Source organism: Proteus sp. CA142267 (genome assembly GCF_003336825.1).
Classification (GTDB): domain Bacteria; phylum Pseudomonadota; class Gammaproteobacteria; order Enterobacterales; family Enterobacteriaceae; genus Proteus; species Proteus terrae.
On sequence record NZ_QPMG01000009.1, the window covers coordinates 39,068 to 58,077 of the forward strand.

Below are 19,010 nucleotides of genomic sequence, written 5' to 3' on the forward strand. Positions count from 1 at the left end.
CAAAGAGGGTGAATTAAATATTAGAAACCGTAATCAATCATTATTTACAGTTCTTTGGAATATAATCTTCAATTGCTTTTCGAGTCATTAAAGTAACTTCATTAGCATTACGCGCCGTGAAGACTTTTCCACCAGTGGTACTCGCCACACAGTTACCTGCACCTGTACCTAAAATATCAACCACATTAATGACCGCGCGAGGATGCGCGCGTTTTAATGTACGTGCTGCTGCACATGGATCTTGATCACAAGATTCTAACCCATCAGATAACAAGACAATAATCGTGTCACGATTGTTGCCTTTGATGAGAGAACCTGCTCGTTGAATAGATTCGGCTAACGGTGTACCACTATCAGGTTCAATACGTTTAATGTAGTTAAGCAATTTTGAGCGTTCATTACCGCCATAAGCTGGACTTGATTTCACTACACCGCAGTCTGATGCCACAACGGTGGTGATTTTCATATCAGAAGGAATGCTATTAATAATTTTTGTTGCTGCATTTCTTGCCACGGTGATACGACGAGGTTCGGCATCATAGCCCGCGAACAGTTTTCCTGTGCTTGAAATAAAGTCTAAGTCGTCTTCCGTTAAACTCATACTCAATGCCATTGAGCCTGAAGCATCAAAAATAATGATCACTTGAGGTGCTAACTCTGGTGGACGTTCAGCTGGGCACATTTGCTTTATTTTACTGGCTAAGCGATTTTCACAGGTTGCATTTGCTGTTTTCTCTGTCACACCCGATTTTTTCAGTTCATCTTGCACACAAGCTTCTAGTGGTGTGAGTTTTTTCACTGGCACAGGTTTAGGCGCAGGTACTGGAGCCGGTTCTGGTACAGGTTCTGGTACAGATTCAGGGATAGGCTCTGGCTCTGGTACAGGCTCTGGGATGGGTTCTGGAATAGGCTCTAGCTCAGGGATAGGTTCTGGTTTTGGCGGTATGACAACGGCAGGTTTCTCTTCAACCACAGGAGGAACCACTTTCGGATCAAAACAGCCTTTTAGCCAAGATGCCAGTAAGACCAAAAACAGTAAGAATAACAGCAGTAATAACCAACGCCGCCAGCGATTACGTGTTTTGGCGGGCATATCGGCAAGTGCGGCACCCGCAGCTGCGGCACTTGCCCCCGCGGTAACTTGTGCAATAGGGGGTGGCAATGGTGTGGTGCGTGGCCACCATGTAATAACGGGTTGTCCATTAATAATATAGACACTTTCGCTATCAGGTAGCGTTGATGCCGTATCTAAAAGATGGCGCTCTTCATCCGTAATTCTATTTTGCGATGCTAATAGCGCCGTTTGCGTTTTAATATCGTTAAGGCGTTCATCTAAAATACGTCTTATTTCTTGTTGTTCTTGTCCTTGTAACGATGTTAAAGCGACAGGATTACCAGAAACCGGAGAATACCACTCAACCACGTCATCCGATTTTTTCTCTGGCGTCGCAAATAGAGAGCGGTACTTAGTCGGGAAGTGTTGAGTCAGCAATTGAAGTAATTGCTGTTGATGCGTTAAGGCAAAATCGGCGCGGGTAATATCAGCCGTTAATCGTGAGATTCGATTCATAATTTAGAGAGCCTTATGTGACGGCTATATTCGTTTAAAGAAAGAAATTTAAGATAGCAATATTATTGACTATAACGGTTTTATAAAAAAGGTGAAATTAAAGCGCTCACTTTTTTAATATAAGACAAAATTAATTTTTATTTCTAAATTCGCTCAATTTATTTCTCTATTTTAACAGGGAAAATAATCCATTTGCTTATTTATCTTCACAGCCATTAGGATGACGCATTTATGTTAAAGAGGGAGATCGCAAATTGGCAGATCTTCCTTATTGAGTACTGGTGAATATTGATATAACACATAGAGCATCTTGGGGTTACAAGGTATGTTACCCACACTAAAAAATAGCCAAATCATTCGCTTTTAGGGGAATTTATTCCTCTCTTTACGTTGATATAACAGCAGGTTTCTGATGACAAATAAAATAAATAATAACCAATTACTTAATGATGTAACTCGCTACTGGAATATCCGAGCTGAAAGTTATAGTGAGTCGAATCAACAGGAATTGCTGAGCGAGAAACAACAGAAATGGCGTCATCTATTATTGGGGCATACTAAAGTAGGTGAAACCTTAAAAGTGCTAGATATTGGAACGGGGCCTGGTTTTTTTGCCATTTTATTAGCGTTATCAGGTCATGAGGTGACGGCAATTGATGCAACGGAAGGCATGTTGCTGGAAGCCAAACAAAATGCACAAACGCACAAGGCAAATATTCAATTTGTTCGCGGTGATGTACACCAACTGCCTTTTGCTAGTGAACAATTCGATTTAGTAGTCAGTCGCAACGTGACATGGAATTTAAAAGCACCTCAAAAAGCGTATTCGGAGTGGTTTCGAGTATTAAAACCGGGTGGCAGTTTGATTAATTTCGATGCTAACTGGTATTTACATCTCTTTGATGAAAGCTACTGGCAAGGTTTTGTGGCAGATAGAGAACGTTCAATTGAAAAGCAAGTTGAAGATCACTACGTTAATACAGATACCAAAGAGATGGAGCGAATTGCTCGCCAATTACCATTAAGTCAAATTAAACGGCCACAATGGGATATTAATACCCTGCTAGAAGTCGGTTTTAGTCGATATATGATAGATACTCGTATTGGTGATTTCGTGTGGAACGAAGAAGAAAAAATCAATTATGGTTCAACACCGATGTTTATGATCCACGCACAAAAACAAAGAATAGATAATTAAAGGAGAATAACGTGAAGCCCTTACTTTCAGTGTTCCCAACACTATTATTAACACTGGCATGTGCTTTTCCTGCATTAGCAGACAAAAGTAATAATATGTTGGATTATGCCAGCACAAAAGATATTCGTGATATCAACCCGCATCTCTACTCTGGTGAGATGGCGGCTCAAAACATGGTATTTGAATCCCTTGTATTAAATACCGAAAAAGGTGTTGCACCTTATTTAGCAGAGCGTTGGGATATCTCTCCTGATGGAAAGAGCTACACTTTCTTTTTACGCCATGATGTGACGTTTAGTGATGGTGAGCCCTTTAATGCTAAAGCGGTAAAATTAAATATTGAAGCGGTACTAGACAACTATGAACGTCATGCGTGGTTAGAGTTAGTTCGTCAGATTGATAGCGTTGAAATTGTTGATGAATTCACTGTTAAATTAAATCTAAAAAATCCTTACTATCCAACATTAACGGAATTAGGCTTAACTCGCCCATTCCGCTTTATTTCACCGAATTCTTTTATTAATGGCAAAACCAAAACAGGTGTTGCGAACTATGTGGGCACAGGACCTTGGGTATTAACTGAGCATAAAAAAGACCAATATGCTGAGTTTAAAGTTAATCCCAATTATTGGGGAGAGAAGCCGGTATTAAATGGTGTGATATGGAGAGTGATCCCCGATAGACAAACCATGTTACTTTCTCTGCAAAAAGGGGATATTCAGCTTATTTTTGGTGCAGATGGCGACATGTTAGATATGGATTCATTTGAAGCTCTTATGACATCAGATAAATTCAAAACGGAAATGAGTGCACCGATCGCGTCTCGTGCCATTGTGCTCAATAGTAGCCGAGCAATGACATCTAGCCAAAAAGTACGCCAAGCATTGCAATATGCGGTTGATAAAGAAGGGATTGCCCAAGGTATTTTAGCGGGTAGCGAAAAAGTCGCTGATACTTTAATGGCGCGCAGTGTGCCTTACTGTGATTTTGCTTCCCCAACCTATATTTATCGTCCAACAAAAGCGATTGATCTATTAGAGTCTGAAGGCTGGGTATTACCAAAAGGTAAGACTATCCGTGAAAAGCAAGGCGAAAAATTACAGCTATTGCTCTCTTATAATGTGAATAATGCTGTTGAGAAAGAGATAGCTGAACTTATTCAAGATGACTTTAAAAAGATTGGTGTCGGCTTAACGATTTTAGGTGAAGAGAAACAAGCCTATTTAGATAGACAAAAAAATGGTGATTTCGATTTACAATATTCGCTCTCATGGGGAACACCTTACGATCCGGCTTCTTTTGTTTCATCATTTAGAATACCTGCTCACGCGGATTATCAAGGGCAAAAAGGATTGGCGAATAAAGCCCAATTGGATGCAATGATTGGTGAGTTATTAATTACACCTAATGAAGCGCGTCGTCAGGAGTTATATAAAACCTTGTTTACCTCATTAGCAGAGCAAGCAGTTTATATTCCATTAACTTATTCACGTACTAAGGCTATCCATCGTAGTGAATTAGAAAATGTGGGCTTTAACCCATCTCAATATGAAATACCGTTTGAAAAGATGCGCTTTAAGCCTTAATTAATGCATTAATGAGGTCAACTAACATAAGTGTGGCTCGTAATATCAACGTGCCACACTGATCAAACCTTATGCTACGTTATATATTCTGGAGAGTGCTGGCTATCTTCCCACTGGCACTAATGATTTCATTTATTGCCTTTATTCTGTTGGAGTTAGCCCCGTCTGATCCTGCGGAAGTCGCGTTACGCGTCAATGAAATAGTACCAACACCCGAAGCCATTGAAGGGATGCGCCATGAGTTAGGGTTAGATAAACCTTTTTTTACGCGTTACTTTTTATGGTTAGTGTCAGGTTTACAACTCGATTTTGGTACTTCTTTTCTTACAAGAACCCCTGTTATTCAAGAGATGCTAAGAGCATTACCGCCAACACTTTGGTTAGCTTCAACGGCGCTATTCTTTACGATTATTCTGGCATTACCTTTAGCATTATGGTGTGTGGCTAAACCTCAAAGTTTTACGGATAAATGCATTCGTTTCATTGTGTTTGTTTTAACGGCAATTCCTAATTACTGGTTAGGGTTACTTTTAATTTGGGGAGTCGCAGTTTATTTAGATTGGTTGCCTGTCAGCGGGATGTTATCGCCAAAGTCTGTTATTTTGCCTGCACTGGCACTCTCTTTAGGGTATATCGGTACTTATTTGCGGTTATTACGCGGTGCGATGTTAAATCAGTGGCATCAGCCTTATGTTTTTTATGCCAAAGCACGAGGATTACCCGATAACCTTATTTTACGTCGCCATATTTTACGTAATTCGCTGTATTCCAGTTTAACAGCATTGGGAATGAGCATTCCGAAGCTTATTGCTGGTACGGTGGTGATTGAAAATATTTTTGCTTGGCCGGGAATCGGACGACTATGTATTAGTGCTATATTTGGTCGTGATTATCCGATGATACAAGCTTATATTTTATTGATGTCACTGTTATTTCTCTTTTTTAATTTTCTGATGGATGTCATTCAAATGATGACTGATCCACGGTTAAGGAGATAGGGATGTGGCAACTGTTTTGGCAACGACTTGCAAAAGATAAAAGCGCACAGCTGTGCTTATCGGTGATTATGATTGTGATTATTGCAGGAGTATTTGCCCCTTGGTTGGCACCACATGATCCCACATTAACTTCGATACGTTTGAAATTTAAGCCTATGAGTTTTGATTATCCGTTAGGTACGGATAATTTAGGGCGCTGTATCTTTTCAAGATTATTGTTTGGTGTAAGAACCACGGTATTTTATGCCTTATTAGCCATGAGTGTGACATTAATAATTGGTTGGTTAATGGGAATGTTAGCCGGATTTTTTCATGGCAAGACAGATACATTAATTATGCGGTTATGTGATGTAGTTTTGTCATTTCCAGCAGAAATTATGATCTTAGCGTTAGTGGGAATAATGGGGCCGGGTATTGGTAATATCTTAATTGCCGTTATTTTAGTGAAATGGGCATGGTATGCCAGAATGATCAGAGGGGTTGTTCGCCAATATTCTCATCGTAATTACATTGCATATGCACAGGTCATTGGCGCGCCGTCCAGTCATATTTTACGGCGACATCTATTACCTGTTACCTTTGCTGAAACTATTGTCTTAGCATCAACGGATATTGGCAGTGTTATTTTAATGATCTCAGCGCTCTCTTTTTTAGGGTTAGGCGTACAACCACCCACGCCAGAATGGGGAAATATGCTCAGTGAAGCAAAAAATGTCATGGTATTACATCCAGAACAAATGTTGCCAGCGGGGATTGCTATCACTCTTGTCGTTACCGCATTTAATTTTTGGGGTGATTTTTTACGTGATGTGTTTGATCCCGATAATCGCCAGTCAGTAGGAGAAAAGCATGAACAACTTACTGACGCTTGAGCATGTTTCTATTTTTCATCAAGAAAGTGGAAAAAAACTGATTGATGATATCTCTTTCTCGATAAAACAAGGACGTACATTAGCGATTGTCGGAGAAAGCGGTAGTGGTAAAAGTTTGATGAGTAAAGCCATTATGGGATTGCTACCTGAACAATTAGCAATGTCAGGAGAGATTTTCTTTGAAGGAAAGAAAATCAGTCATGAAGCACTTTCTCAACGCCGAGCTTTATTAGGAACATCTTTAGGTGTGATTGTGCAAAATGGCATGAGTGCCTTTGATCCCTTGATGAGAATAGGAAAGCAATTTTGCCAAACTTTAACCTACCATTTTTCCTATTCTAAAAAGCAAGCCATAGAAGAAACTCAGTCGGCATTATCTCATGTTTTTCCTTATCAATTTCAATCTATTATGCAGGCGTTTCCTCATCAATTAAGTGGCGGACAACTACAACGTGTGATGATTGCGATTGCGCTCGCTTTATCACCGAAATTATTAATTGCGGATGAACCGACAACGGCGCTTGATGCACCACTTCGCCAAGATATTTTAAAATTGCTTCATCATGTCGTCACAACTCATCATTCAACACTGATTTTTATTTCTCATGACTTAGGACTAGTTAATGAAATTGCCGACGATATAGTCGTCATGCAAAGAGGAAAAATGGTTGAATGTGGTGATAAAACAACCGTTTTATCACATCCAACACAAGAATATACGCGTTATTTAATTAATGCACGCCGACAACTTTCATTACGTTTCGAGCAATTGATTAATGAAAAAATAGATTAATGCCATCATAATAAAAGAGGGTTTATGTTATTAAACGTTGAGAATATTAGTAAGTTTTATACTCAAAAAAATAACACATTATTTGGTGAAAAAGTGAAGGTTATCGATTCACTCTCTTTTAGTATTAATTCAAGTGAAGCCTTTGGTTTAGTGGGTGAAAGTGGCAGTGGAAAAAGCACGTTAGCACGTTTAATTTGTGGATTAGAATTACCTGATAGTGGCGCTATCTCTTTAAATAATAAGCCTGTTACAAAACGACTTCATCGCCAAGGTATAATTAGTATCGTTTTTCAAGATTATATGACTTCCGTTAATCCGACATTAACGGTAGGCGAAATTATTGCTGAGCCGATTAAAATCATTAATCCAAATATTAGCTATCAAGCATTGAAAACGCTTATTTTTTCTTTTTTAGATAAAGTAGAATTACCTAAAAGTTGCTATACACGTTATATATTTGAACTTTCTGGTGGGCAGGCTCAACGAGTTTGTTTATGTCGTGCATTAGCGTCTTATCCAAAACTTATTGTATTAGATGAAGCGCTTAGCTCTTTAGATATTCCCACCCAAGTTCAAATATTAGATTTATTAAAACAGTTAAAAGAAGAGTTTACACTCTCTTATCTTTTTATTAGTCATGATATTCAAACGGTGGCTTATTTCTGCGATAAAGTGATGTTTTTTTTACAAGGTAGGAATATTGAACTGTGTGAGATAAATAATTTAGGCAATGTTTCTCATGATTATTCTAAAAAGCTTATTCAAGCTGTTATTTAATCAATAAACAGCAATGCCTTTTAGCATTACTGCTTGTTGAATTTAATCTATTTAGAGATTATTCATTAAGTGTTCTTGAACCGCTTTTGCATCATTTGCGGCATTGAAATCAATACCAAAATTCAGCGTGCCTTCTTTAAGTTCAATACTACGAGGTGTTGCTTTAGAACAGGTAATATTCTGTATTTTTTCTTTTACTGTTTCTTGTGCTATTTTCGAGCTCTCACAAGTATTAATTACGCCTTTTAATCCTTCGCTACAATAACTATCAACACCTATTGTTTTTAAATCATCAGCAGTAAATGCAGGCCAATCAAAAGTAACTTTTATATTGACATCACAGCTTTTATTTAAATCGACAACACGGGACTGAATATTTTCTTCGAATTTTTGTTGTAATTCTCTTTCAGCTAATGTCGCTGAAAAAGCAGAGGAGGAAATAAACAGCAGAGAAAGACTGATAGCAATATTTTTCAACATAATTAAATGCTCCAAAAAAGAATATATAAATTTAAGTTAACTTATTAAAAATAAAGTAATAGTGCGTTATAGCAATAGGAATATTATTGTTTTTCCTTTTTTCATTATTTTTTGAATAATATCTCTCATTATTAGTGAGATATCTTTTTATAAAAGGATATTTATTGTTGAGATATTGATATTTTTATAAGTGATTTTACTTATCTAATTAATTAAATGTTCGTTAGTTTCATAACGAACATAATCGATTCAGTACATCATTTAAATAACCCACAAAGCCAAATAAATGAATTTCCATTAAAAACATATAATTACATTATCTATGTAGATCTACATCACAAACTAATCTTATTGTGATTGTTTTTTCGTCATGCTCGAATTAACTTGCTAACTCGAAGTAGCAAAAATTAGCATAGCGTTAGCAAATGATGAGGGTTCGCATGGAACAACAATATTTTATTGGCGTTGATGTTGGCTCAGCCAGTGTCCGTGCAGCGGTATTTGATAGCAATGGAAAGCGTTTGGGCTTTTCTGTTCGCCCTATTGCTCAATTCCGCCCAAAAACGGATTTCGTTGAGCAATCGTCTACCGATATTTGGCAACAGGTTTGCACTACCGTAAAAGAGTCGGTGGCGTTATCTGCTATTGATCCTATCCATGTGAAATCTATTGGTTTTGATGCCACTTGTTCTTTGGTTGCGGTGGATAAGAACGGTAAAGGGCTTTCTGTTTCACCAAGCGGTAAAGCTGAACAAGATATCATTATGTGGATGGATCACCGTGCTGTACAAGAAACGGTCACTATCAATCTCACCAATGATCCTTCACTGCGATATGTTGGTGGTGAAGTCAGTATCGAAATGGAATTGCCTAAAATTCTGTGGTTAAAAAATCATTATCCAGAGCGTTACGAGAATGTATGGCGATTCTTTGATTTAGCTGACTTTTTAGTTTGGAAAGCAACATCAGGGGATGTAGCAAGTACTTGTACATTAACCTGTAAATGGAACTATTTAGCACATCAGGGGCAATTTAGTGAGAGCTTGTTAGCCGATGTAGGTTTGGATGAATTATTAGAAAAAGTACCACAAACCATCCTTGCGTTAGGTGAACAAGCAGGTTGTTTAAATGAGTCGGTTGCCAGTGCATTTGGCTTGCACACAGGTGTCATTGTTGCTTCAGGCATTATTGATGCTCATGCAGGTGGCTTGGCATTAACAGCATCACAACCTGAAGGGAGCTTGGCAATTATCAGTGGTACGTCTAACTGCCACATGATTGTGAGCCAATATCCAATTATGGTACCTGGAGTTTGGGGGCCTTATTTTGGCGCGATGTTACCTGAATTATGGCTAAACGAAGGCGGTCAAAGTGCTGCTGGTGCGTTAGTTGAATGGTCTATCCGCCGTCATGAATCATGGGCTGAATTAGAGCAAGAAGCGAATGAAAAAGGCGTTAACTACTATGCCTTATTAAACGAAGCTGTCGCTGAATTGGAAGAGAATGAACAATACCCAACAGCTCAGTTTCATGTTTTAGCTGACCATCATGGCAATCGTTCTCCGCGCGCAAACCCTGCCGCCAAAGGCATAGTAAGCGGATTAACGCTGGAAAGTGGTCGAGTTGCATTAGCTCGTTATTATCTCGCGACACTGCAATCTATTGCTTACGGTACACGCCATATTATTGACACGCTTGAAGACGCTGGACATCAAATCAATCGCATCGTGATGTGTGGTGGTGCAACGAAAAATCCATTGTGGCTACGCGAATATGCCAATGCGACAGGTCGTGAAATTCATTTAGCACAAGAAGAAGATGCAGTGAATTTAGGTGCTGCATTATTAGGTGCAGTGGCATGTAAAGCCTTTGATGATTTCTCTAAAGCTGCCAGTGCAATGGTGCGAGAAGGTGGCATTATCACACCAGATAGCGACACGTTTGCCTTCCATCAGGCCAAATACCAAGTTTATTTGCAGATGTATCAAGATCAGCAGCGTTATAACGAAATGATGTCAGATTGTTGACCACTAATTTTTCCGATTATGAACCGAGTTTACCTTACCAGGGATATCTTATGTTGAACTTAAATCTACCAAAATTACCGACAACCATCACAGCAGGTCAGAAAGAGATCCTGATGGTCACTAACGCAGACTTACGCGAGCCTGCAAATGTAACGTGCTGGCCTGTACAGAAAAAATTTGAAGATAAACTGGCAGCAGCATTAGAAGCTCAAGGTTACAAAATGAAGCGTGCTCATGAAATTAATGAAGCTCGCGGTCATGGTTTTATCAGTAGTCAGCGTGAAGGTTGCGATATGTTTGCTGCAATCGATCCTGATGCACCGGTTATTGTGTTATTAACCGCATGGCAATATTCACACCATATTGCCTCTTCATTAGCACACCATCGTGGTCCTATTTTACTGCTGGCTAACTTTGATGGTACATGGCCGGGTCTGGTAGGCATGTTGTGTTTAGCGGGTACGATGACCAGTTTAGGTAAAAATTATTCACGTTTATGGTCAGAAGAGTTTGATGATGAATTCTTTGTAGATGGTTTAGCAACTTGGTTGAAATATGGTTATGTAAATCATAAGCTTAGCTATCTTACAGATATTGCGCCAACACACAGGGTAATGGCGACAGAAGCCGGCGAAGTGGGTCGTAAAGTCGGCGAATATATAATTAAAAATAAAGAAATAATCGGTTTGTTCGATACATTCTGTATGGGAATGATTAACGGGGTCTTCCCACAACAGGCAATGATCAATATTGGTATGCCAATTGAATCCCTTTCTCAATCTGCGTTACTGGTCGAAATGGCGAAAGTACCGACAGAATTAAGAGAGGCATGTTTACAGTGGTACGAAGATAACGGGATGACGTTTATGTTTGGTCAAGATGACAAAACTGAACTCACTCGTGAACAAGTGATGGAGCAGTGCGCCATGATGATTGCAATGGCGCGTTTCGTAAAACGTTTTGGTCTAACAGCGGTGGGTGTGCAATATCAGCAGGGCTTAAAAGATTGTTGCCCTGCGTCTGACTTTGCTGAAGGTGCGATTGGTTCAACTGCACGTTTCCCACTGCCAGATGAAAACGGCGAGATTATCTGCCCTAACACACCAATTCCTTGTATCAATGAAGTGGATATGGGTACGGCTATTCCTCAAACGATGTTATGGCGTTTATTAACATCATTAGGATTACCTGCTGAAACCACACTACATGATATTCGTTGGGGTAGTGAGTATGAAGGAACATTCTACTGGGATATGGAAATTTCAGGCTCTGTTCCTTTTGAACACCTCAAAGGTGGCCTAAAAGGTGCAACAGGTTATCGCCAACCTCCGATGTTCTTCCCTAAAGGGGGTTCAACTATCGCAGGTCAAGGTAAAGCAGGGCGCTTATTATGGGGCCGTGCACACTATGAAGGTACTGATGTGATTATGCATATTGGTACAGGTGTGGCTGTGGAGTTACCTGAAGCAGAATTTGAACGTCGCCGTAAAGCAACTAACTACGAATGGCCATTATTGAACTGTACGTTAGATGGCGTAACTCGTGATGACCTTATGGCGGGACATCAAAGTAACCACATTACTGTGGCTTATGTTGATGAAGATAAATTGGCGTTTGTGCTAAAAGCATTTGTTGCTCAAGCACTGACTCAAGGTATCCAAGTGAAAGTGGCAGGCGATGCCATTAACTTACTGTAAGGAATTGATGATGAGTCAGCAAAAATACGTCGGTGTTTGGCCTGTTATGCTAACCCCTTTTGATGCCAAAGGGGAGATTGATTGGGCGTCATTAGAGCGCCTTGTAGACTGGTATATTGATTCTGGTGTACATGGACTCTTTGCCGCCTGCCAATCAAGCGAAATGTTTTATTTAAGTGATGAGGAAACTCAAGCACTCACCCGTTTTATCGTTGAAAAAGCAGATGGAAGAGTACCTGTAGTTGCTTCTGGTCATACTGCAACAGCATTAAGTCAGCAAAAAGAACAATTGCAGGCAATGGCTGGCACAGGCGTCGATGGCGTCATTATGATCAGCAATCGCTTGGCTCTTGTCGGGGAGTCGGATGATAAAGCGTTGGAAACACTGCAAGTCTTAACCAATGTGGTACCAAAAGAGGTTGATTTGGGTATCTATGAATGCCCTTATCCTTACAAACGCTTGTTATCTGAAGAAATTGTAGAGTGGTGTGCGCAAAGTAATCGCTTTACCTTTATCAAAGATACGTGCTGTTCTCTTCCGATGATAGAACGTCGTTTGGCATTATCAAAAGGGACTCGCTTGCATCTTGCAAACGCTAACAGTCAAACGCTATTAGCTTCATTCCAAGCTGGATGTCAGGCATATAGCGGTGTAATGGCAAACTTCCATCCAGAGCTTTATGTTTGGCTTTATGAGAATTGGAAGGATAAACCAGAGCAGGCTACGGTATTAGCAGATTATTTATCAACAGCAGCGATGACCGAAACACTGGATTATCCAGCATGCGCTAAATATCATCAGCGCTTGATTGGTAACTTCAGCACGCTGGTCTGCCGTTCCCGTAATAGCAGTCAGTTTGAAAATTCATTTTTCCCTTCTGCTGTCAATAGCATGACTGCATTGGGTGAAAACATGAAAAAATGGCTTTCGTTAGATTAATTTAGGACACAGGAGTAGGAATATGCCTTTCGTGATGAAGGAAACCCAGTTTGTGCTTGATAATGCACATTCACTTTTTAATCACTGCCATGCTTCAACGATTGTGCGTGTGCCTAACTCTGAGCGTTTGTTAACCGCATTTTTTGCTGGCGATAAAGAAGGTAGCGGTAATACCGCTATCTGGCTGGTAATGAAAGAAGGTGATCATTGGCAACACGCTCAACCTGTTGTTAAAAATCCGGGTGTTGCACACTGGAATCCAGTTTTACATGTTGACCCATCAACAGGTAATATCTGGCTGTTTTATAAAATGGGTCCCGACGTACATAGTTGGACAACCCAATACGTTATCTCGAAGGATGGCGGAAATAGCTGGAGTTTACCGAGTGAATTGGTTTCTGGTGATGTAGCACCTAGAGGTCCTGTGAAAAATAAAGTGTTAGTGATGTCGAATGGCGAGTGGTTGGCACCGGGATCGGTTGAGGATGACCAATTCTGGGATGCGTTTGTCGATATTTCGAGTGACAACGGTCAACACTGGCTGCGAGTGGATATTCCAATTGAACATCATAAAGGTGAACAAGCGGAACATGAAATCTGGCAAGGTTTAAAGGATGATGCCTTATGGGAGACTGATCTACAACGCGTTTTTCAATGGGATGGCGTGATACAGCCAACACTATGGGAATCCCGGCCTGGGCATGTGCATGCCATGATGCGGAGTACGCGCGGTACTATTTATCGTAGCGATTCAACGGATTATGGGCGCAGTTGGTGTCCAGCTTATGCAACAATATTACCAAATAATAATAGCGGCATTGATGTCGTCTCCTTCGCAGATGGTCAACTGGCATTGGTGTATAACCCGAATTCAGGTAACTGGAGTCGTCGTTATCCTATCTCTGTCAGTCTTTCATCCGATAATGGCAGTACTTGGTCTGAACCATTCGATTTACTCGATGGGGAAGGCGAATTTTCATATCCGGCTATTATTGCTGAAAACAATACCCTACACGTGACCTTTACTTGGAATCGAAAAAACATTGTTTATCAGCAGTTAATGGCTACTCAATAAAAATGTGGAGAAAGGGTTTTATGAAAAAGAGTCTACTCGCAGCGTTGGCGATTACGATGACACTGGGTATGGGGAACGCAGTTGCCCAACAGTTAACGTATCCTACAAAAAATATTGATGTTGTCATCCCGAAAAACCCGGGTGGTGGTACTGATACTTCTGCACGTACTATCATTGAATTTGCAAAAGATGTGATGCCAGCTGGACGTATTTTCGTTCCTGTGAATAAGCCTGCTGGTAATGGTTTAACGGGGCTGATTGAAGTGGCTAATGCACGTCCAGATGGCACGAAATTAGTGATGACAACTGTTGAATTGGCGATGTTCCCACACCAAGGGAAATCACCAGTTACTTATAAAGATTTTACTCCAATCGCAACAACTATCGCTGATCCAGTGGTGTTAGTTGTTAATGCAGAATCACCTTATACCACGTTACAAGAGTTTATTGAGGGTGCGAAAGCGAACCCGGGTAAACTGAAAGTAGGTAACTCAGGTATGGGGGCTATTTATCACTTAGCTGGCGTTAATATCGAACGTACCACTGGCGCTAAATTTAACCATATCCCTTACAACGAAGGTACAGGCCCTTCAATCGCTGCTTTAGTGGGTAATCACATCGATGGCGTATTAACAACTCCGGGTGCAGTTAAATCTCAAGTTGATGCCGGTATTCTACGTGTTCTTGGTGTAATGGATGAGCGTCGTTTCCCATTATTCCCAGCCGTACCTACTTTCAAAGAAGCATTAAAATTAGACACTAACGTGAAAATGCGTGCTTGGGCTGTATTAGCAACAACCGCTAATGTGCCTGATAACGTGAAGAAAGAGTTAGTTGGTGCATTCTCTGAAGTGGTTCAAAAACCTGAATACCAAGAAGCACTGAAAAAACAAGGTATTATGCCTGTGTTTATCACTGGTGACGATGCTTACCAAATGATGAAAGAAGACCACGAGATGTATGCTGAGTTAATTTCAGCAACCCTGAAAAAATAACTTTTCTAATATTATAAACCACCCTACCTGTTACGGCAGGTAGGGTCGGGGAGATCCCGACATGACAAAAATCAATACAATCATCGGTGCGATTTCAGTGGCTTTCGGGGCACTAATTATCTATCTCTCCCGTGATATGAGCATGTTTGATGATTATGGTGTGCCTGGGGAGCGTTTTTGGCCTTATGGTCTTGCCATCTTATTTATTTTACTGGGGATTTTTCAATGGATTAGTATTGTGGTTGATAAAATCAAGCACGTACATAAGTCTGTTGACCTGAGTTCTACCGCAGTTAAACGCGCTTATGGTTTAGGTATCTTTATGTTGGCCTATGCCACTGGCCTGCACTTTTTTGGCTTTATTATTCCGTCACTGCTTCTTATCCCGGTCATTATGTGGCTGATGAATGAAAGAAAACCTATTGCACTGGTTGTTATTCCGGTTGTGATGGTTGCCGCCGTTTATGTCTTCTTTGACATTATCTTTAATTCACCTCTGCCAACCTCCGTTTTTTTTGAATAAGCGGTAAAGGAGCTTTGAGATGGAAATACTAGACGCTTTAATGGTCGTTTTCACTCTGGAAACGATAACGATGATCCTGTTAGGGGTATTCGCGGGTATTATTATCGGCGCATTACCGGGCCTAACAGTAAATATGGGGATTGCATTACTTCTCCCATTAACTTACTCCTTCCAAGGAATGACAGGGATACTCCTATTATTAGGTATGTATTGTGGTGCCGTTTACGGTGGCTCAATTACTGCGATATTGATTAGTACGCCGGGTACTCCCGCTTCTGCTGCAACGGTATTGGATGGTTATCCAATGGCGAAAAAAGGTGAAGCAGGACGCGCGCTGGGTTTATCTACGATGGGTTCTATGTTTGGGGGGATCTTTAGTACGATTGCCTTGATTGTAATAGCGCCTCAATTAGCAAAAGTGGCAACAGGTTTCTCTGCGGCTGAATATTTTGCACTCGCGGTATTTGGCATAAGTATTATTACCAGTGTATCATCGCAATCGATTGTGAAAGGATTAATGGGGGGGGCGATAGGTTTAGCTATTGCGACAATTGGACTTGATCCCATGACATCTGGACCTCGTTTCACCTTTGATACTGTGTACCTAATGGGTGGGGTTTCATTTATTCCTATCTTGGTTGGTCTGTTCGCTTTCTCTCAAGGCTTGATTAGTTTTGAAGAAGAATATCGTGAGCGCAAACAGAAGAAGAATGAAAAAATTAATGCGCGTATTCACCGTGTATTACCTACATGGGCTGATTTTAAACGTGTACTACCAACGTACTTACGCTCTTCTGCTATTGGTACAACGATTGGTGCAATTCCGGGAACGGGCGGAGATATCTCATCATTTATCTCTTATAACGAAGCAAAACGTTGGTCTAAACACCCTGAAGAGTTTGGTCACGGTTCACCAGAAGGTGTTTCTGCACCAGAAGCCGGTGCAAACTCAGTAACAGGCGGAACCATGGTGCCTTTAATGACCTTAGGTATTCCGGGTGATGGCGCAACCGCCATTATCATGGGTGCATTTATGGTTCAGGGATTGGCATTAGGGCCTCAGCTCTTTACTGACAATCCAGTTGAAGTTAACAGCATCTTTATTGGCTTGATGATGGCGAATATTTTCCTCGGTATCTTAGGTTTCTTATGTATGAAACTCTTTGTTCGAGTGATGGATGTTCCGCGTCGCGTATTAGTACCAATTATCTTTGTATTATGTAGTGTGGGTGCTTATTCTGTGAACCATAGTATCATTGATGTATTCGTGATGATGGGGGCAGGGTTACTCGCTTACATTATGATTAAGCTCGATTTCTCCATGTCTCCTGTGGTTATCGGGATTATCTTAGGGCCGATGGCGGAATCAAATTTACGTCGTGCTTTAATGATGTCTCAGGGTGATTTATCTATTCTGTATACACGCCCAATTACTGCGACATTCTTAGGTATTGCGATACTGACGTTGATCTTACCCATTATTGGACCTTCGTTAAAAGCAATGTGGAAGAAATGCCGAGCTAAGCCTGCTCAGTAAAGGTTAACTGGCCCTCATCATCAAGGGTGAGGGCAATATCAATATGGAATATTAATGGCAAAAACAGTTGAACAGATTGCAAATGACCTGAATTTGTCTATTACCACCGTTAGATTGGTATTAAATGGCAAAGGTGATCAATACCGGATCAGTGCAAAAACGCAAAAAAAGATCGCGGACTATGTTGAGGTGTTTGGTTATACCGTCAATCATGCGGCTAGAAGTTTAAAGCTTAATAAAACAGATACCTACGGATTGGTTATCCCTCGCCTTTCTAACCCATTCTTCGCCGCTTTGGCTGAAAAATTAGAGATGCATTGTCACCAAATTGGTTGTCAGCTAACGATTAGCTGTACCTATGGTGATATCAAAAATGAAAATAAGCTCGTTAAATCAATGGATGAGCGTAATGTTGATGGTATTTTCATTGTGTCATCAAGCCGTAAAAATCAGCTACATCATGTGAAGCATCGCCAAAAACCATTGGTTTTTTTAGATAGAGATTTCTCTGTCAGTGAGGCTATTTGTGTCGCTTCAGATAACTGTGACAGTGGTGCTCAACTGACAAGAGCGATGATAAAGCTAGATGCGCCAATTCATTTTTTTGCGGGTGATGCATTATTACCCACCATTGCAGCGCGTTTGCGCGGTTATGTGCAAGCCATAAAAGGACATTATGGTGATGATAACCGTGTGACTGTCTCTTATGCTGAGCATAATACGACCAAAGATGGTGAGCAGATGATGAAACAGTATTTAGAGCAACATCAGCAAATACCCTCTCATTTTATTGCCTCATCATTGCCTATTCTTGAAGGTTTATTGAGTGTTATTCGTCAACGTGAAGGAAGTATTCCGGCTCATCTTCATATTGGTACCTTCGATGATCATGTGATGCTCAGTTTTTTACCTAATAATGTGTGGTCAATGAAGCAAGATGAAGCTTTATTGGTCGAAAAAGCTTTTGAAATCATGACTGCAAAGATAGCAGGCACCGCAGTTAAATCCCCTGCATTAATAAAAACACAGCTTATCGAGCGCCTAGTTTCTACTCAGTGAGTCAATTAAATCGCTTATTCGCCTCACTTTGTGAGTAGATTAGCAGGATTAATTGACTCATCACTGTATAAATAAAACACAATAGGAACATTTGTCTGCTCGTTTTATTGTTATTCTTTTTTTTACTTTTATAAATGCGCGCTACTCTACTTATCTCGTTTTAACAAAAATAGGGGCTCTTGATTATCTGCAATCAGAGGCTCATAATTTAAGCGGATAGTTCCATTTTATTAATATAAAAGGATATTAAAGAAAGATGAACGATGATGTTGACCGATGTCCTGAGTGTGAAGTAAGGGCATATTATACGAATGATTTTGTTCGTGTTTATCAAGCCTATTCAAATACTATTGCTCAGAGCGCAGTCGCAAACGGAACATTTGTTTCGCCCCCTTTTAGTATGACCCGTATGACTTGGGTAAAACCTTCCTTTCTTTGGATGATGTACCGTTCTGGTTGGGGACGTAAAGACGCTAATCAAGCTTCTATTCTTGCGGTTGATATTACGCATGAAGGCTTTCAAGAGATGCTGACACAAGGTGTTGTGAGTCATTTTGATCCAGACCGCTATACTACTGCTGAAGCTTGGAAAGAAGCGTCAGAAAACAGTAATATCCGCATTCAGTGGGATCCTGAACGTGATATTTATTTGAATCGACTCAGTTATCGTACTATCCAAATTGGTTTGCGAGATCAAGCAGTTGAAAAATATTGCAAAGAGTGGATTGTGAATATTACGGATATTACCGATAAGGTACGTAAAATTGATGCTTGTATTGCTAATGGTGATCTCGATACCGCATACAGCCTATTACCAGTAGAAAAACCGTATCACTTTGGTGAGTAATTCATCAAGATGTCACCCCGCTTAATTGGCGGGGTA

At 40.4% G+C, this 19,010-nt stretch carries 17 protein-coding genes; 15 read left to right on the forward strand and 2 right to left on the reverse strand.

Going from position 1 to position 19,010, the window contains the following annotated elements:
* Positions 1–40: 40 nt before the first annotated feature.
* Positions 41–1,570, reverse strand: a complete 1,530-nt coding sequence (locus C0T34_RS14150) for a VWA domain-containing protein (RefSeq protein ID WP_109850354.1) — start codon at positions 1,568–1,570, stop codon at positions 41–43.
* A 412-nt stretch (positions 1,571–1,982) separates the two neighbouring features.
* Between C0T34_RS14150 and C0T34_RS14155 the strand changes: the two genes are divergently transcribed.
* From C0T34_RS14155 to C0T34_RS14180, 6 genes are all read left to right on the forward strand, one after another.
* Positions 1,983–2,768, forward strand: a complete 786-nt coding sequence (locus tag C0T34_RS14155; RefSeq protein ID WP_098941632.1) for a class I SAM-dependent methyltransferase — start codon at positions 1,983–1,985, stop codon at positions 2,766–2,768.
* Between the two features lie 11 nt (positions 2,769–2,779).
* Positions 2,780–4,354 carry a nickel ABC transporter substrate-binding protein gene (gene nikA, locus C0T34_RS14160; RefSeq protein WP_109850355.1) on the forward strand — a complete coding sequence of 525 codons (1,575 nt, stop codon included), beginning with the start codon at positions 2,780–2,782 and terminating at the stop codon, positions 4,352–4,354.
* A 71-nt stretch (positions 4,355–4,425) separates the two neighbouring features.
* Entirely contained in the window at positions 4,426–5,352 is a 927-nt protein-coding gene (opp1B, locus tag C0T34_RS14165) for a nickel/cobalt ABC transporter permease (RefSeq protein ID WP_098941634.1), read from the forward strand.
* 2 nt (positions 5,353–5,354) lie between these two features.
* Positions 5,355–6,224 carry a nickel/cobalt ABC transporter permease gene (gene opp1C, locus C0T34_RS14170; RefSeq protein WP_098941635.1) on the forward strand — a complete coding sequence of 290 codons (870 nt, stop codon included), beginning with the start codon at positions 5,355–5,357 and terminating at the stop codon, positions 6,222–6,224.
* Entirely contained in the window at positions 6,202–7,017 is an 816-nt protein-coding gene (locus C0T34_RS14175) for an ABC transporter ATP-binding protein (RefSeq protein WP_098941636.1), read from the forward strand. Before opp1C ends, C0T34_RS14175 begins: the two co-directional genes overlap by 23 nt.
* Positions 7,018–7,041: 24 nt before the next feature.
* Complete coding sequence (locus C0T34_RS14180) at positions 7,042–7,794, forward strand: dipeptide/oligopeptide/nickel ABC transporter ATP-binding protein (protein WP_098941637.1); 753 nt, start codon at positions 7,042–7,044, stop codon at positions 7,792–7,794.
* A gap of 51 nt (positions 7,795–7,845) precedes the next feature.
* On the opposite strand, the gene C0T34_RS14185 is transcribed toward C0T34_RS14180, so the two are convergent.
* Positions 7,846–8,274: a hypothetical protein gene (locus C0T34_RS14185; protein ID WP_098941638.1), complete on the reverse strand. Its 429-nt coding sequence runs from the start codon at positions 8,272–8,274 to the stop codon at positions 7,846–7,848.
* Between the two features lie 440 nt (positions 8,275–8,714).
* Between C0T34_RS14185 and C0T34_RS14190 the strand changes: the two genes are divergently transcribed.
* The 9 genes from C0T34_RS14190 to C0T34_RS14230 all read left to right on the forward strand — a co-directional run bounded on the left by C0T34_RS14190 (position 8,715) and on the right by C0T34_RS14230 (position 18,974).
* Positions 8,715–10,301 carry an FGGY-family carbohydrate kinase gene (locus C0T34_RS14190; RefSeq protein WP_109850356.1) on the forward strand — a complete coding sequence of 529 codons (1,587 nt, stop codon included), beginning with the start codon at positions 8,715–8,717 and terminating at the stop codon, positions 10,299–10,301.
* A gap of 50 nt (positions 10,302–10,351) precedes the next feature.
* Positions 10,352–11,998, forward strand: coding sequence for a signal transduction protein (locus C0T34_RS14195; RefSeq protein ID WP_075671193.1), 1,647 nt, complete (start codon positions 10,352–10,354; stop codon positions 11,996–11,998).
* Positions 11,999–12,008: 10 nt separating this feature from the next.
* Positions 12,009–12,938: a dihydrodipicolinate synthase family protein gene (locus C0T34_RS14200; protein ID WP_109850357.1), complete on the forward strand. Its 930-nt coding sequence runs from the start codon at positions 12,009–12,011 to the stop codon at positions 12,936–12,938.
* Between the two features lie 22 nt (positions 12,939–12,960).
* Positions 12,961–14,013 (forward strand): exo-alpha-sialidase, encoded by a 1,053-nt coding sequence (locus C0T34_RS14205; RefSeq protein ID WP_098941640.1) that lies wholly within the window; start codon positions 12,961–12,963, stop codon positions 14,011–14,013.
* A 20-nt stretch (positions 14,014–14,033) separates the two neighbouring features.
* Complete coding sequence (locus C0T34_RS14210; RefSeq protein WP_226892343.1) at positions 14,034–15,008, forward strand: tripartite tricarboxylate transporter substrate binding protein; 975 nt, start codon at positions 14,034–14,036, stop codon at positions 15,006–15,008.
* 61 nt (positions 15,009–15,069) lie between these two features.
* Positions 15,070–15,531, forward strand: coding sequence for a tripartite tricarboxylate transporter TctB family protein (locus C0T34_RS14215; protein ID WP_109850358.1), 462 nt, complete (start codon positions 15,070–15,072; stop codon positions 15,529–15,531).
* Positions 15,532–15,550: 19 nt separating this feature from the next.
* Positions 15,551–17,068 carry a tripartite tricarboxylate transporter permease gene (locus C0T34_RS14220; RefSeq protein WP_109850359.1) on the forward strand — a complete coding sequence of 506 codons (1,518 nt, stop codon included), beginning with the start codon at positions 15,551–15,553 and terminating at the stop codon, positions 17,066–17,068.
* Positions 17,069–17,122: 54 nt separating this feature from the next.
* Positions 17,123–18,127, forward strand: coding sequence for a LacI family DNA-binding transcriptional regulator (locus C0T34_RS14225; RefSeq protein WP_098941643.1), 1,005 nt, complete (start codon positions 17,123–17,125; stop codon positions 18,125–18,127).
* Between the two features lie 256 nt (positions 18,128–18,383).
* Positions 18,384–18,974 carry a DUF4291 domain-containing protein gene (locus C0T34_RS14230; RefSeq protein ID WP_098941644.1) on the forward strand — a complete coding sequence of 197 codons (591 nt, stop codon included), beginning with the start codon at positions 18,384–18,386 and terminating at the stop codon, positions 18,972–18,974.
* Positions 18,975–19,010 lie beyond the last annotated feature (36 nt).